13 protein-coding genes are annotated in these 14,695 nt (G+C 65.6%); 7 read left to right on the plus strand and 6 right to left on the minus strand.

Features of this window, described 5'->3' with window-relative positions; translation table 11 throughout:
• Positions 1-44: 44 nt before the first annotated feature.
• The 3 genes from B9N43_RS14325 to B9N43_RS14335 are packed head-to-tail and all read right to left on the minus strand — an operon-like array spanning position 45 to position 2,999.
• On the minus strand, positions 45-1,691 hold the full coding sequence (locus tag B9N43_RS14325) for a methyl-accepting chemotaxis protein (RefSeq protein WP_145842867.1): 1,647 nt from the start codon (positions 1,689-1,691) through the stop codon (positions 45-47).
• Positions 1,692-1,714: 23 nt separating this feature from the next.
• The gene (locus B9N43_RS14330) at positions 1,715-2,707 is read right to left on the minus strand and encodes an IS481 family transposase (RefSeq protein WP_145842868.1); all 993 of its coding nucleotides are present in this window, start codon (positions 2,705-2,707) and stop codon (positions 1,715-1,717) included.
• Between the two features lie 40 nt (positions 2,708-2,747).
• Positions 2,748-2,999 carry a hypothetical protein gene (locus tag B9N43_RS14335; RefSeq protein ID WP_186453840.1) on the minus strand — a complete coding sequence of 84 codons (252 nt, stop codon included), beginning with the start codon at positions 2,997-2,999 and terminating at the stop codon, positions 2,748-2,750.
• Here B9N43_RS14335 and B9N43_RS14340 point away from each other — a divergent pair.
• The 6 genes from B9N43_RS14340 to B9N43_RS14365 all read left to right on the plus strand — a co-directional run bounded on the left by B9N43_RS14340 (position 2,999) and on the right by B9N43_RS14365 (position 10,689).
• Positions 2,999-5,266: a UvrD-helicase domain-containing protein gene (locus B9N43_RS14340; protein WP_145842870.1), complete on the plus strand. Its 2,268-nt coding sequence runs from the start codon at positions 2,999-3,001 to the stop codon at positions 5,264-5,266. The two genes, B9N43_RS14335 and B9N43_RS14340, sit on opposite strands and share 1 nt — an antisense overlap.
• Positions 5,266-6,063, plus strand: a complete 798-nt coding sequence (gene pcaD, locus B9N43_RS14345) for a 3-oxoadipate enol-lactonase (RefSeq protein ID WP_145842871.1) — start codon at positions 5,266-5,268, stop codon at positions 6,061-6,063. Before B9N43_RS14340 ends, pcaD (B9N43_RS14345) begins: the two co-directional genes overlap by 1 nt.
• Positions 6,064-6,085: 22 nt before the next feature.
• On the plus strand, positions 6,086-6,304 hold the full coding sequence (locus B9N43_RS14350) for a hypothetical protein (RefSeq protein ID WP_145842873.1): 219 nt from the start codon (positions 6,086-6,088) through the stop codon (positions 6,302-6,304).
• A 9-nt stretch (positions 6,305-6,313) separates the two neighbouring features.
• Positions 6,314-7,120 carry a 3-oxoadipate enol-lactonase gene (pcaD, locus tag B9N43_RS14355; protein WP_145842874.1) on the plus strand — a complete coding sequence of 269 codons (807 nt, stop codon included), beginning with the start codon at positions 6,314-6,316 and terminating at the stop codon, positions 7,118-7,120.
• 100 nt (positions 7,121-7,220) lie between these two features.
• Positions 7,221-9,530 carry an autotransporter domain-containing protein gene (locus B9N43_RS14360; RefSeq protein ID WP_145842875.1) on the plus strand — a complete coding sequence of 770 codons (2,310 nt, stop codon included), beginning with the start codon at positions 7,221-7,223 and terminating at the stop codon, positions 9,528-9,530.
• Between the two features lie 79 nt (positions 9,531-9,609).
• The gene (locus tag B9N43_RS14365; RefSeq protein ID WP_145842876.1) at positions 9,610-10,689 is read left to right on the plus strand and encodes a hypothetical protein; all 1,080 of its coding nucleotides are present in this window, start codon (positions 9,610-9,612) and stop codon (positions 10,687-10,689) included.
• Here B9N43_RS14365 and B9N43_RS14370 read toward each other — a convergent pair.
• Both B9N43_RS14370 and B9N43_RS14375 read right to left on the minus strand, forming a co-directional pair.
• Entirely contained in the window at positions 10,622-12,544 is a 1,923-nt protein-coding gene (locus B9N43_RS14370; RefSeq protein ID WP_145842877.1) for an ATP-binding protein, read from the minus strand. The two genes, B9N43_RS14365 and B9N43_RS14370, sit on opposite strands and share 68 nt — an antisense overlap.
• Entirely contained in the window at positions 12,544-13,629 is a 1,086-nt protein-coding gene (locus tag B9N43_RS14375; RefSeq protein ID WP_145842878.1) for a hypothetical protein, read from the minus strand. Before B9N43_RS14375 ends, B9N43_RS14370 begins: the two co-directional genes overlap by 1 nt.
• Before the next feature lie 154 nt (positions 13,630-13,783).
• On the opposite strand from B9N43_RS14375, the gene B9N43_RS14380 reads away from it, so the two are divergent.
• Entirely contained in the window at positions 13,784-14,413 is a 630-nt protein-coding gene (locus B9N43_RS14380; protein ID WP_145842879.1) for a LuxR C-terminal-related transcriptional regulator, read from the plus strand.
• Between the two features lie 34 nt (positions 14,414-14,447).
• Here the strand turns inward: B9N43_RS14380 and B9N43_RS14385 are convergent, their stop codons facing one another.
• Entirely contained in the window at positions 14,448-14,681 is a 234-nt protein-coding gene (locus B9N43_RS14385; protein ID WP_145842880.1) for a hypothetical protein, read from the minus strand.
• Positions 14,682-14,695: the final 14 nt, after the last annotated feature.

The raw sequence follows: 14,695 nt of genomic DNA on the forward strand, positions 1-14,695 counted from the left end.
TACCCGCCCCGATTTTGTCTCCCGGCCGCCAGGCACTCCGCTCCCTACACCTGGAAGCGGACCACCAGCGAGCGCAGCCCCTGGGCGGCGCGATACATGGCCGTGCTGGTCTGGCTGGCGCGCTGGGCGCTGGCGTTGTTCTGCCCGATCAGTTCGGAGAGCTGTTCCATGTTGCGGGCCACTTCCTGGCTGGCCACCGATTGCTGCTTGGTCGCCGCGGCGATGTGCTGGGACATGGCGGACACATGGGTGCTGGTGGTGGCGATCTGGGCGACGCTCTCGCCGCTGGCCTTCAACAGACCGATGCTCTCCTCCACTTCGCGCACCGCCTGGCCCATGGTGGTCACCGCGCTGCGGGTCACCTCCTGGATCGTGCCGACGGTGCTGGAAATGTCCGTGGTGCTGGCGGTGGTGCGCTCGGCCAGTTTGCGCACCTCGTCGGCGACCACGGCGAAGCCGCGGCCCTGCTCGCCGGCCCGGGCGGCCTCGATGGCGGCGTTCAGCGCCAGCAGGTTGGTCTGGTCGGCGATTTCCTGGATGACGTGGGTGACCTGGTCGACCCGCAAAATGGCGGCGGAGAGTTCCTGGATCGTGGTGCTGGCGGATTCCACGACCTGCACCACCCGTTCCGTGGCCGCCATGCTGCTGGTCATCTGCCGATGGCTGCCGTCGACGATGTGCTGGGAATCGTCCGCGGCGACCGCCGTCTGTTCGGCGCTGCCCGCCACCTCGCTCACCGACTGGCTGACTTCCTCCATCGCGGCGGCGACCTCCTGCACCCGGTCCATCTGGCTGTTGGAGCGTTCGGCGACGTTTTCCATGTCGGCATGCAGCGCGACCGACTGCTGCTCGATGGCGCTGGCGGCCTGTCCGATCTCGCCGATGGTGCGGCGCAGTTCCTGTTGCATCGTCGCCAGGGCGGACAGGCAGCGGCCCATTTCGTCGCCCCGGTCCACCTTCACCGGCTGGTCGAGCCTGCCGGCGGCGATCTGCTCGAAGCTGGCGATCACGCGGTTCAGCGGGTCGGAGATCGAGCGGATCAGCAGCCATCCGGCCAGGGCCGCCAGCAGCAGGCCGACGATCGTGCCGCCGATGCTGATGAGGCGCAGTGTCCGGTAGCGCTGGAGCGCCGTCTCGTATTCGAGGTGGGCGGCCTCGGTGGTGGTTCTGAAAATCTCCTCCGCCGCCTCATTCACGGCTTTGTGCAGCGGGTTGAGCCGCACCAGCATGATCTCGTTGGCCTTGCCGAAATCGTCCGCCTGCAGCGCCGCCATCGCCGGCGCCAGGCCTTCGTTGACGTAGCGGGCGCGGGCGGCGGCGAATTTTTCCGAGAGCGCCTTTTCCTGGGACGACAGCGTGCGCGCCATGTAATTTTCCCAGTAGCCGGTGATCGCGTCCCGGTTCTTGACGAAGTTGCCGACGTGGGCCGAAAGCGGGTGGTCGTGGAAACGGGAGAAGGGATTGCCCGGATCGTGCTGGATGCCGAGCATCACCTGGGCGCGGTTGTCCTGCATCGCCAGCATGATCTTGCTGATCAGGATCGTCGGCTCCAGGCGGTCGCGGTAGACCGACTCCAGCGCCGCGTTGGTACGGGCGATGCCGCTGATGCCGATGGCGCCCCCGACAAGCAGGAGAATGCCCATGAACCCGACCAGAAGAGCCAGTCGGACTTTGATGCTGATGCTTCTCATACGTGCCTCCCGAGCGAAACGGATCAATGGAAGTAATTGTCTAGTCCCGCCTGGTTATAAACACGTTTTTTGAACAATTCTGGTTTTTTCTGCTGCCATTCCTTGAGCGCCTGAATGGGAGAACGATGGTTGAGTGCGCGCTGCGGAATCTGCTGGTTGTAGGTTTTTACATAGCGCGCAAGCGTCGTCTCCAACTCAGCGGCTGAAGCAAATCGGGTCTGGCTCACCACCTCACTGATTCGGCCATTGAAACGCTCGACCATCCCGTTGGTCTGCGGGTGGCGTGGCGGGCACAGGCGGTGCTCGATGTTCAGCGCCGCGCAGCGTACATCAAAGACGTGGCGTCCTGTGGGCTCACGCTTTTTGCTTGTGAAGCGGTCGGTAAACTGGCTGCCGTTGTCCGTGAGCAGTTTGACGATCTTCATCGGTGCGGCGCGTTCCAGGCGGTTCAAAAAATCCACGCTGCTACGCTCGCTTTGATCGGCATAGATATGCATGAACACCCAGCGTGTGGCGCGATCGATAGCCACAAACAGGTAGCGCCGCTCTTTTTCGTCGGGCATCTGCGGTAAGTACTTGATATCCATGTGCAGGAAGCCTGGCTCGTAATCCTTGAAGGTTTTGACAGAGGGCTGGATTTCGCCTGCATCGGCCAGTGCCTCGGCTTGTTGTTGGCGCAGGTTGGCCACGCCATGGCGGCGCAAGCAGCGATCCAGTCCCGAGCGCGAGACTTCCGGATTGATGAATTCGCGCACCACAGCCACCAGGTCATCTAACGGCAGCAGCGTCAGGCGCCGTAACGCCACGACAATCGCCTCTTGCGCAGGCGTCAGCGTGGTACAGAGCTTGTGCGGGCGGTGCGATAAATCCTCCGGACTATCGCGCCGCTTCCACTTACGCGCGGTCGCTACGCTGATGTTGTAGCGTTCTGCCAACTCAGCCAGCGATGCGGATGACTGCTTGATCTCTGTTCGCGTTCGAGGGGTCGTTCGGGCTTGGGCGTGGACTTCACTCATGTCGCTTGCTTCGCTTTCAAGGTTTCAATCAGACCACGCATCACTTCTCTTGCTCGAAAGAGTGGCCAGCTACGAAGCGGGATATGATCACACGGGATGCAACAAGTAATCGGTCAAGGTTGACGTTAGCATGGCCGGTGACGGCCGAAACATGTGGATTGCTGACAATTTGATCCTGAAAACCAAGGGTTTTCGCCGTGCCCGCCGTGTCGCCGTGGTTTCGAGGCTCATCCCGGCCTTGTGGTTTTTGGGGGCGCGGAGCCGAAATCCCGAGGCCGATATAATCCGCCAATGACACCGCACCTCCTCGACAAGCTCAATCCCGAGCAGCTCGCCGCCGTCACCCTGCCCGCCCAGCACGCGCTGATCCTGGCCGGCGCCGGCTCGGGCAAGACCCGGGTGCTGATCACCCGCATCGCCTGGCTGATCTCGACCAACCAGGCAACGCCCCAGGGCATCCTGGCCGTGACCTTCACCAACAAGGCCGCCAAGGAGATGCTGACCCGGCTTTCCGCCATGCTGCCGATCAATGTTCGCGGCATGTGGATCGGCACCTTCCACGGCCTGTGCAACCGCATGCTGCGGGCGCATCACCGGGACGCCGGCCTGCCCCAACTGTTCCAGATCCTCGATACGGCCGACCAGCAGGCGGCGATCAAGCGCCTGCTGAAGGCGCTCAACGTCGATGACGAGAAATTCCCGCCGCGCGAACTACAGCATTTCATCAATGCCCAGAAGGAACAGGGACTGCGCCCGGCGGCGGTGGAGGCGTGGGACGACTACACCCGCCGCCGCGTCGAGCTCTACGCCGCCTACGAGCAGCAGTGCCAGCGCGAGGGCGTCGTCGACTTCGCCGAACTGCTGCTGCGCTGCTACGAGCTGCTGGAACGCAACGAGCCCCTGCGCCGGCATTACCAGGCGCGCTTCCGCCACATCCTGGTGGACGAGTTCCAGGACACGAACGTCCTTCAATACCGCTGGCTCAAACTGCTGGCGGGGCATGCGGAAGGAGGCCGTGCCGCCGGGCTGCCCCAAGGCGCGGCCAGTCACGACCCGGAGCCGCGCAGCAGTGGGTGCATTTTCGCCGTGGGCGACGACGACCAGTCGATCTACGGCTTCCGCGGCGCCGAGGTGGGGAACATGCGGGACTTCGAGCGCGAGTTCGAGGTGGCCAACATCATCCGCCTGGAGCAGAACTACCGTTCTCACGGCAACATCCTCGACGCCGCCAACGCCATCATCAAGCACAACGAAAGGCGCCTGGGCAAGAACCTGTGGACCGATGCCGGCGCCGGCGAGCCGATCCGGGTGTTCGAGGCGTTCTCCGACGGCGACGAGGCGCGCTGGATCGTCGAGGAAGTGCGGGCGCTTTCCCGCGACGGCCACACCCGGCGTGAGATCGCGCTGCTCTACCGCAGCAACGCCCAGTCACGGATCCTGGAGCATGCCCTGTTCTCGGCCGGCATTCCCTACCGGGTGTATGGCGGCCTGCGCTTTTTCGAGCGCCAGGAGATCAAGCACGCCCTGGCCTATCTGCGCCTGATCGCCAACAGCGACGACGACACCGCCTTCGCCCGGGTGGTGAACTTCCCGGCGCGGGGCATCGGCGCCCGCAGCATCGAACAATTGCAGGATGCCGCTCGTGCCGCCGGCAGCAGCCTGTTCGCGGCGATTCCGCAAGTGCCGGGCAAGGCCGGCGCCTCCCTGGCCGCCTTCGCCGCCCTGATCGATAAAATGCGCCCGGCCATGGACCTGCCGCTGCCGGAGCTGGTCGAGCACGTGGTCGAGCTGTCGGGCCTGCGCCAGCACTACCAGAACGAAAAGGAAGGCCAGGAACGCCTGGCCAACCTGGATGAACTCGTGAACGCCGCCACCAGCTTCGTCGCCGAGGAAGGGCGCGAACTGCCCGAGTCCGAGGACGGCGAAGCGACCGGGGAACCGACAGGGGAGCTGAGCGCCGACCTCGCCGCCTTCCTCACCCATGCGGCCCTGGAGGCCGGCGAGCACCAGGCCGGCGAGGGCGACGATGCGCTGCAACTGATGACGGTGCATTCCGCCAAGGGCCTGGAATTCAACGTGGTGTTCATGAGCGGTATGGAAGAGGGGCTGTTCCCCCACGAGAATTCCATTCTCGAAGCCAAGGGGCTGGAGGAGGAGCGGCGCCTGATGTACGTGGCGGTGACCCGGGCGCGGCAGCGCCTCTACCTGTCCTTCGCCCAGACCCGGATGCTGCACGGCCAGACCCGCTACGGCCTGTCCTCGCGCTTCATCGACGAAATTCCGGGTGAGCTCCTGAAATGGCTGACGCCCAAGGCGAAGAAGGGCGGCTATGCTTATGAGGCGGCCGACGCCTTCACGCCCTCGCCGCGGCCCCGCGCCGGGGGCGGCGGCGAACGGGGAGGCTTGCGGGTGGGGCAGAGCGTGGCTCACGCCAAGTTCGGCCAGGGCGTCATCGTCAATGCCGAGGGCAGCGGCAGCGACGCCCGCGTGCAAGTGAATTTCGGCCCCGCCGGCATGAAGTGGCTGGCACTGTCAGTGGCCAAACTGGAGGCGCTGTGATGGCGATTCTGCGGAGCAACGGCATCGACATTCGTTACCGGGTGGAGGGCGAGGTCCGCGGCGACCGTCCTTGGCTGACCCTGTGCCATTCGCTGGCCTGCGACCTCTCGATGTGGGACGACCAGATCGCGGCCCTGACCTCCTGCTTCAACGTCCTGCGCTACGACATCCGCGGCCACGGCGGTTCCAGCGCGCCGGACCTGCCCTATGGCTTCGAGATGATGGTGGCCGACCTCCTGGGTCTGCTGGATGGCCTGGGCGTGGCGCAGACCCACTTCTGCGGCCTGTCCCTGGGCGGCATGATCGGCCAGTATTTCGCCCTGATGGCGCCCCGGCGCCTCGACCGCCTGGTGCTGTGCTCCACCAGCAGCGGCTACGGCGCCGGCAACGGCGTCGAGAAACTCTGGGAGCAGCGCATCGCCCAGGCCCGCGCCGGCGGCATGGCGGCGATGGTGGAAGGCACCCTCGAACGCTGGTTCACCGAGCCCTATCGCTGCGCGAACCCGGCGGTGATGGAACGTATCGGCACCCTGATCCGCAATACGCCGCTGGCGGGTTATGCCGGCTGCGGGCGCATGGTGGCGAGCCTGGACACCACCGGGCGGCTGGTGGACATCCAGGCGCCGACCCTGGTGCTGGTGGGCGAGGACGACGCCGGCACGCCGCCGGCGATGGCCGAGGTGATCGCCCGCGGCATTCCTCAGGCGCGGCTGGAACTGCTGCCGCAGGCTTCGCACCTGTGCAACGTTGAGCAGGCGGAGCTGTTCAACGAGTTGCTGTTGGCTTTTCTGGGCTGAGTATCGATGGAGGTCGACAATCATGGATGAGCGACTGCGCGCCGTCGAGGCGCAAATCCGCACCACTTCCGCCTACCAGCGGGCGGCCGAACTGCTCGAATCCGAGGAAAGGCTGGAAGCGCAACTGCGCGACATCGAGCGCGAACTGGAGACCCTGGCCGCCGCCGCGCAACTCGCCCGCATCGACCGGCTGCGCAAGGCACTGACCAACAGCGACAGGATCTTCGCCCAGATGGGTTGAGTCGGCTGCGTGGACGGCTTCATCGAGGTTAACGGCAATCCCGTCCATTACCGTGTCGACGGGCGTGGCGGCGCTCCCTGGTTGACGCTGTGCCACCCCCTGGCCTGCGACCTGAGCGTCTGGGAGGCGCAGATGGCCGCCCTGGCGCCCCATTTCCGGGTGCTGCGTTACGACCTGAGAGGGCACGGCAGAAGCGCGGTGCCGCCCGGCCCTTACGGTTTTCCCCTGCTGGTGTCCGATCTTCTGGGCCTGCTCGATGCGCTGGGCATCGTCCGTACCCATTTCGTCGGCCTCTCCCTGGGCGGCATGATCGGCCAGCACTGCGCCCTGATTGCACCCCAGCGCCTGGATCGCCTGGTGCTCGCCAGCACCACCAGCGCGCTGGGACCCGAGGTGGCGCCGGTCTGGGCGTCGCGCATCGAGCAGGCCCGGAATCGCGGGATGGAGACCCAGGTGGCCGGCTTTCTCGAACGCTGGTTCACCGAGCCCTTTCGCCTCACTCATCCGGAATTGGTGGCGCGCATCGCGAATCTGATCCGGGCCACGCCGGTGGCCGGCTACATCGCCTGCGCGGCATTGATCCCCACCCTGGACATCACCGCCCGCCTCGCGGCGATCCGCACCCCCACCCTGGTGCTGGTGGGCGAGTCGGACTACAGTACGCCGCCGGCGATGGCCGAGATCATCGCCGACGCCATTCCCGGCGCCTTGCAGGACGTCCTGCCCGATGCCGCCCACCTTTGCAATCTGGAGCAGGCGGATCTGTTCAATCACGTGATCCTGGACTTCCTGCTGCAAGCTGCGGGCACTTCCTGATTGGCGTTTTCTCTTTTCCTTCCACCCCCTGATCGTGGGGTGGTGCCCCCTGGTGCTCGTCGTCATACTCGGCGGCACTCATCAATCAAGGGGCATTGTCATGAAGTTGCGTTGTTCCATCCTCGTCCGGGCGCTGATGTCCTGCGGGTTCCTGACGCTGGGCAGCGGTGTCGCATGGGCGGGCGGCAGTCTGGAGGCCGTCGCCAGCCCAGATGTCACGAACATCGGCAAGGGCGCTCAGGGCATGTCCGACGACGGCACCGTGGTGGTCGGCTCGGTCAGGCTGGATCCCTACACCTATCGGGCCTACAAATTCACCACCGCCGGCGCCACGGAACTGCCGGGCCCCAGCGGTGCCACCGAAGTGGTGGCCGAGGCGGCATCCGCCGATGGCAGCGTCATCGCCGGTCGCAGCTATTCCGGCGGAACCACCTACGGCGCCCTGGTCTGGGAGAATGGTGCGCTGACCCAACTGCCCAACCTGAACACGAGTGCGGGTAGTGTGCAACAAGGTTTTGCCAGAGCCGTGTCCGATGATGGAAGCATGGTGGCTGGTGAGAGTTATAGCGGCACGGTCTATACGGGCGGGGGCCTCCATGCCGTGCGCTGGGCGAAAAGCGGCGGCAGCTGGAGCGCGCCGCAGGATCTCCAGGGCAACGGTTTCAGTGCTACCCGGGTGCTGGACATGGACGCCGCCGGCAACACCGTGGTGGGCTATGGCGCTCATGGGGACCTGACCAATGAAGCCTATCGCTGGACCGCAGCCACCGGCATGGTGGGGCTGGGGCTGCTGGCCGAGCATTTGGGGGGGCAATATCCCACCAGCCGGGCCACCGGGGTATCCGCGGATGGCAGCGTGGTGACCGGCTATTCCACGTCCAACGGCGACGACAAGCGCGCCTTCCGCTGGACGGCGGCGGGCGGCATGGTCAACCTTGGCACGTTGAGCGGCGGAACTTATAGCATGGGCAATGACATCAATGCCGACGGTACGGTGATCGTCGGCAGCGCCGATCAACCCGTGGTGGTCAACGGTGTCACCCAGAATTTCACGGGCGGTACCGGCTTCCGTTGGACACAGGCCAGCGGCATGCAATCGGTCGCCGCCTGGCTCACCGCCAACGGCGTGGATGTGGGCAAAAACACCTTCTCCGATGCCAGGGCCGTGAATGCCGCCGGCAATGTGGTGATGGGCAGCGGGCAGATCAACGGATCGACCCAGATCTACCTGGCCCGCGTGGACGCGACCTCCGCTGGCGGCTCAGGTGGTGGCACCACTGGCGGTACGGGCGGCGGCACCGGGACGACCGGAGGCGGGACGAGTGGCTCTGGTACCGGCAATGCGGGATCGGATGACTCCGGTAGCGGTACCAGTGGCGGCGGCGCAACCGGCGGTACTGGCAACACCGGCGGCGGTTCCGGTAGCACGGGAGCGGGCGCTACGCCGCCAGTCGGGGGTGGCGGCGTGATCGGTCTCGCCGATTTCCATGACTCGCTGATGAGCACCTGGGTGCAGTCCCTGAATACCGTCGCCCGGCGCTACGGCTTGAGCCTGTGGGGCGCCCACCATCGCACCCTGATGGATAGCGGCCTGGCCAATGCCGATGGCAATGGCGTCTGGATCACCGGCGACTTCGCCCGCGACAATGACCAGGACATGCGCCAGGCACTGGGCGAGGCGGGAGTTTTCCACGACTTCGCGCCCAACCTGCGCATCGGCGCCGGCATCGGCGCCAACGGAGTGCGTCAGGACCTGGCTTTCGGCGGCAAGACCCGGGCCCATGGCAGCTATCTGGTGGCGGAGGCGGACTATGCGCCCACCGGACAGCGGGACTGGATTCTCAGCGCCACCGGTCTCTATGGCGAGATGGATGCCCGCATCAGCCGTGGCTATTTGAACGGCGCGACGGTGGATGCCTCCAGCGGTGATTCCACCGCCAAGACCTGGGCCGCCCGTCTTCGGGTCGATCGCCACGATGCCTGGAGCACCGGCGCCTTCCGCTGGAGCCCCTTCGCCGCCTACAGCCATGCCGAAACCCGGATGGATGCCTACACGGAGCGTGGCGGCAGTTTCCCGGTGAGCTACGGCAAACAGAAGGTCGACAGCGACGAACTGCGCCTGGGCGTGACGGCGCGGACCGCGCTGGGACGGAACACCGATCTGCGCATCCGCGGCGAAGCGGTCTCGGCCCGTGTCGCGACCGGCACCGTGGCTGGACAGGTGTTGGGGACGGGCGGTTTCGCGTTTGCCTTCACCACCTCGTCCGACAGCCGCAGCTGGGGCCGCCTCGGACTGGAGGTGGACCATCGCCTGAGCCAGCGCACCGTGATTTCCGCCTCCCTCCATGCCGCGTCGAAAGGATTCGATGCTTCCTGGTCCGGCAGCGTCGGCTGGAAAATGTCCTTCTGAAAATATCCTGGTCAGCGCGAACGCTGTCGGATACCTGTGGATTCCGGCCGCACCGCGCCAATAGTGAGAGGTCAACGCAATGTCGCCACGCAAGTCCATCCATGTCTTTGCTGCAATCCTGGCGCTGTCCTCGCCGGCCTTCGCCGGCGATACGCCCGAGATCTTCGATCCGCAGGCGCCTGCTGCCGCCATGGCGGCGAAGTATGTCGAGATCGAAAACCCCGACTACCTGAAAAACGTCAAACGGGTGGTGATCCCCTCCTTCATGGTGGAGTACGTCACCGAGGCCAAGGCTTCCGCTGAACTGACGGGTATCGCGCTGGCCGTCGGCGGCGCGTCCAGCGCCCTGATCCGCATGAAGGGTGCGCAGCCAGAGCAGTTCCAGGCGGTGACCGACCGGCTCTACGAACAGACAGTGGCGGAACTTGCCAGGGCCGGCATCGAGGTGGTGCCGCAGGCGCAGCTCAAGGCCAGCGCCACTTTTCAGGAGATCGCGGCCAAGGGCGAAAAAGCACCGCGAGAGGAGGAGGCCAAGGGTGGCAAGGGCGTCTACCATACGGCCGTCGACCTGCCGCTGTACTTCATGAACGAGCAGGCCTTCATTCAGAAGCTGTTCAGCAAGCCCAAGGACGACATCTATCTGACCTTCGGCACCAAATTCGGCTCAGGTTTCTCCACGGCGCAGATTCCAATGCTGGAAGAAAAGCTGGCCAAGGAATTCGACGCCGCGGTGCTCAAGGTGCGCATCACCTTCCTCGGTGGAACCGCCCAGCGTGAGCACAGCATCTGGACCGGCGGCAGCGCGACGGCCCAGGGCGCCGCCTCCTTCGCTCCCTCCGCGACCCGCTACGCCTTCATCAACGGCAACGGCGACAAGGCCCGTCTTTCGCTCAAGAGTACCGTCAATACCGGACATCTGGGGGAACTGGTGAATGTCACATCCACCGCCTCCAAGGCGGTGGATGTGGCGCGCAATACGCTCACCGTGGCGTCCCGCCTGGGTGCGGCGTTCGGTATGCGGGGCGTGGATCTGGGCTATGGCAGCGAGGTGGAGTACGAGTGGCGGGTGGAACCGGGCAGCTTCGAGCAGGTCATCCAGAACTACCATCCGGCGGTGGCGAGGATGTTCCTGGCGAGCCTGGCGTCGGTGGCGAAGTAGCCGCTCCGATGTCCGCCGCGGCATCGGGCCGGGGCATGGTCAGTTTCACCGCATGGCCACCGGCACTGCCGTTGCGTCGGCTCAGGTTGCCGCCCAGGCGCGCCGCACGGGCTTCCATATTGCGCAGGCCGCGGCCTGTGGGGTGGGTTGAGTCATGCGGGCAGCCCTTGCCGTCGTCGCGGACTTCGATGCTCAGCAGTTCGCCGTCGCATGCGATGGAAACCCCGACCCGGCTCGCACCGGCGTGGCGGATCGCATTGCTGACGGCTTCGCGCAGGATGCGCCCCAGGCCGAGGGCCTGCGGCTGGCTCAGGAGCAGGTCCTGCACCGGCAGGCGTTGAGTCCACTCGATCGCGATGCCCGCCTCCCGCAGGCGGCGCTCGCATTCGGAGCGCCAATCGGCCACCAGTTCATCGAGCCCGAAGGCGTCCGAGCCGGTGCGGGAGACGACTTCGCGCAGGTCGCTGAGGGCGGAGCGGGCGAGATCCGCGTCCTCGGGGCGGCTGGCGCGATAGACCAGCGACAGCAGCTTGGCGCCGACGTCGTCGTGCAGGTCGCGGTAGATGCGTTCCCGTTCTTCCGCCACTGCCCGCTCCATCTCCAGGAGGCGCATGCGCGCATAGCTTTGCTCCAGTTGCGCATGCTTGGCCTGTACCCGGAATTCCAGTTCGTTGTTGAATTGCTCGAATTCATTCAGTACCTGAACGTAGCGGCCCACCATGACCAGGCCCACGGCGAGGAACACCACCGGTGCGCTGTAATGGAGCAGGAATACATCGGCCAGGGGCCAGGCGGTGGAGCCCTGCCAGAGATGCTGGCTGTGGATCAGCCAGTCATGGAGCGCGAACAGCACCACGACGCCCATCGCTCCCACCAGGAAGCGGGCGTCGCGGTTGTGGCCGGACCACGCCGCCCGCAGCAGCAGGACCAGCGTCAGCAGCGATGTCGCCAGGGTATACAAGTGCCAGAAGGCCGTGGTGGCGAAGTAGTGGCGGGCGGGCACGGCCCAGAGACTGAGCGGACCGACGACCAGGGCCAGCCAGAGGGCAGCGATCAGGCGCGGGCGGTGGAGGCCGACGAAGCGCAGCAGGGAGATCAGCAACAGGCCCGCGAACACCTGGAAACCGCCGTTGACCAGGATTTCCCAGACGGTGGTGGAAAACGGAATCTGGTTCAGATAGAGGTTGGTGGATTGGGCGGCCCAGACCAGGGCGGAAAGGCCGAAATAGGCGTAGGCAGTGTCCTGTCGCCGGCGCCACCAGAGGCTCAGGGCGAGCATGCCGATGGCGGCGATCAGCAGGCTGGCTGTCTGGTTGAGGGTGATGCGCAGGAAATAGGCCCGTTCGTATTCGGCGCGCAAGGCATGCTCGGGACCGACCCAGAAGGGATCCAGGGTGGCCTGGGTGTAGTCGTGGGTTCCCAGGCGGACATGCAGTACGTTCTCGCCGGGGCGCAGCAATCCCGGCGGCACCAGGAACAGCAGGGGACGGTTCCAGTTGCGCGCCATGGGTTCGGCGAAGCGGCCGCCGTCCCCGATCGGCGTGCCGTTGAGGAACACGGCGGCGTTCATGATCAGTTTGGGCAGATACACCGCCATCAGCGGGTCCGCGAGTTCGGCGCCCTGGAATCGGAACCGATACCAGCCGTTGCCTGCGGCGCCGGGGCGGCTCAGACGCCAGGGATCCGGCAGTTCCTGGGCGCGCCAGCCTGCGTCGTCGGCCGGCGGCAGGGAGCCGGCATCCAGCACAAATTCGCCCCGGCTCAACAGCAGGGGGCCGCCCGCCCAGGCCGGCAGCGCCGCGCCGAGAATCAGCAGCAGGAGCAGCAGGACGCGGGGTGGCAAGGTGCCGTGCATCAAAAGAAGGTGCTGATCCGCAGGTACACGTCACGTACCCCGACGAAATTGCGTCCCCGGGCGGCGTCCTGCACCTCCAGCTTGACGATCAGCGGCAGTGGCAGCCGGCCGCTGCGCCAAGCCTCGATGCCGCTCCAACTGACGCCCAGGCGCAACTGGTCGGCGAGGGTCGCGGTATTCGTGGACAGAAAACGGGTGTCCGACCCGACGGCCGACCAGTAGCGGTCGGTCGCTTCCCGGTAACGGTGCCAAGTGGCGGAAACGCGCCAGTTGCCGAAGCGCTTGCCCAGTTCCACGTCGGATTCCCAGTAGTCCCCCAGATCCCGTTTCAATCGCTCCTTGGTTGCCGTGGTCAAGGGATTACCCGGGCGTGCCGTCACGTGGTCCGGCAATTGGATCTGGTATTCGCCCAGCAGGCGCAGATCGAAACCCTGCCCCAGGTCGCGGAAGTATTCGGCGCGGAGGCGCAGGTCGGTGCTGCCGTCGCCCGGCGGCACATCGAACAGGTCGTCCGGATCGTCGGCCTTGGCCACGCCGAAGCGAACCCCCAGGCCGAGGATGGCGCTGTCGCGCTCGGTCTTGTGAAAGCGCCACAGCGCGCCCAGCGTCGGATCACCCGGTCCCGCCGCCGCCGTGGTGCGGGGCAGCTTGTAGCCGAGCGCCGTCAATACGCCCTTCATTCCCGCGGTGCCGATCCCGCCATCCACGCCGAAACGCACATGGGTGGTGGTGCGGGCATAGGGGACGATCGCGCCCAGCGTCAGGTCTTCCGTCAACCCATAGCCCAGCATCAGCTCTGCATACTCCGTGACGACATGGGTTCCCAGGCGCAGCCGCCCGCCGAGGAAGGGGTTGAGGCTGGACAGATCCAGACCGTCGTAGTCCTTGTCCAGATCCACGCGCCGGCCGTCGTTGTCGAATTTGTGGTCGTAGCCGTTCTGCAGCAAGGTCAGGCGGGCGGCCCAGCGGCCCGCGGGCGCCATACCGTCCAGAGCGAAGCCGGAGGCGGCCGGCAGGGTGTCGGCGAAGGCGGGAGCAGTCGCCATGAGCAGCAGGAGGAATGTGAAATGGGGCAGGATTTTCATCGGGCTCGGAGCCGGCGTCACCACAAAAATGAGCCCGGCATTATCCTTAATTTCCAGGTAATTTCCATGGTTATTGAGGGCCCCCCCCGCGTTTGCGGGGGTGACTGCCAGAAGCCCTTTCGTATCATCCGTAAACTCGCCTAGGAGCGTTTTCATGCAACACGGCTTCATTCTGGAAGATCTGCCCGAATCGCAGGTCTGGCTACGGCAGGCCCTGTCCAGCAGCTTTCCCGGCATCGCCATCGTCGTTGCGGAAACCTTGCAGGAGGCCGGCAGTCTGCTCAGGAACGGTCCGGCGCCGGACATCGCCTTGATCGATCTGGGGCTGCCGGACGGCTCGGGCGTGGAGATCATCGAACTCACCCAGCGCCTGTCGCCGCCGACGCTCTGCATCGTCACCAGCATCTACGACGATGACGGTCACGTCTTTCCAGCCCTGCGTGCCGGTGCCCAGGGCTATTTGCTCAAGGATCAGCCGATCGACAGCATCGTGCAGGCCTTGCAAGGCATCGCCGCCGGCGAGCCGCCGCTTTCCCCCGCCATTGCCCGGCGTATGCTGACTTTCTTCAACCGTGCGTCCGTCGCGTCCACCAGCGCATTGACCGTGCGGGAAACGGAAGTGCTGCGTTTCATCGCCAAGGGTATGACCCAGGCGGAGACCGCCCGCCTGCTGGGGATTTCCCAACATACGGTATCCGGCTACGTGAAGGATCTGTACCGTAAGCTCAATGTTTCATCACGCGCCGAAGCCGCTCTCCTGGCGCGCGACATGGGGCTGGTCTAAGGTATGGCGGGCGGCGCTGGACCGGGGTGGTTCCTCAAATGTCGAACGAGGACAGCACGAAGGACGTCCGCCGGCCCTTGCCGCCGCCGATACGGCGAATTTTTCCGGCCCGTTCGAGAGCTTGGAGCGTCTTGAAAAGCATCGGATCGTCGCTGGCCACATGGTGCAGCGCGGCCAGCTGGCGCAGGTCCAGGCACGCCTCCTGGTGCAGCCGGTGAAGAATGGATGCGCTGGAGATTTTCTCTGCGTTGAGCTGGGCGGTCGTCATTTTCTCTCCGGTCC

The sequence above is a fragment of the Denitratisoma sp. DHT3 genome, assembly GCF_007833355.1.
Classification (GTDB): domain Bacteria; phylum Pseudomonadota; class Gammaproteobacteria; order Burkholderiales; family Rhodocyclaceae; genus Denitratisoma.

Bases quoted from the DNA above. Each gene is read 5' to 3' on its own strand.
- B9N43_RS14360 (WP_145842875.1), top strand. From the start codon at position 7,221: ATGAAGTTGCGTTGTTCCATCCTCGTCCGGGCGCTGATGTCCTGCGGG.
- B9N43_RS14350 (WP_145842873.1), top strand. From the start codon at position 6,086: ATGGATGAGCGACTGCGCGCCGTCGAGGCGCAAATCCGCACCACTTCC.
- B9N43_RS14375 (WP_145842878.1), bottom strand. From the start codon at position 13,629: ATGAAAATCCTGCCCCATTTCACATTCCTCCTGCTGCTCATGGCGACT.
- B9N43_RS14385 (WP_145842880.1), bottom strand. From the start codon at position 14,681: ATGACGACCGCCCAGCTCAACGCAGAGAAAATCTCCAGCGCATCCATT.
- B9N43_RS14325 (WP_145842867.1), bottom strand. From the start codon at position 1,691: ATGAGAAGCATCAGCATCAAAGTCCGACTGGCTCTTCTGGTCGGGTTC.
- pcaD (WP_145842871.1), top strand. From the start codon at position 5,266: ATGGCGATTCTGCGGAGCAACGGCATCGACATTCGTTACCGGGTGGAG.
- B9N43_RS14340 (WP_145842870.1), top strand. From the start codon at position 2,999: ATGACACCGCACCTCCTCGACAAGCTCAATCCCGAGCAGCTCGCCGCC.
- B9N43_RS14365 (WP_145842876.1), top strand. From the start codon at position 9,610: ATGTCGCCACGCAAGTCCATCCATGTCTTTGCTGCAATCCTGGCGCTG.
- B9N43_RS14330 (WP_145842868.1), bottom strand. From the start codon at position 2,707: ATGAGTGAAGTCCACGCCCAAGCCCGAACGACCCCTCGAACGCGAACA.
- B9N43_RS14380 (WP_145842879.1), top strand. From the start codon at position 13,784: ATGCAACACGGCTTCATTCTGGAAGATCTGCCCGAATCGCAGGTCTGG.
- B9N43_RS14370 (WP_145842877.1), bottom strand. From the start codon at position 12,544: ATGCACGGCACCTTGCCACCCCGCGTCCTGCTGCTCCTGCTGCTGATT.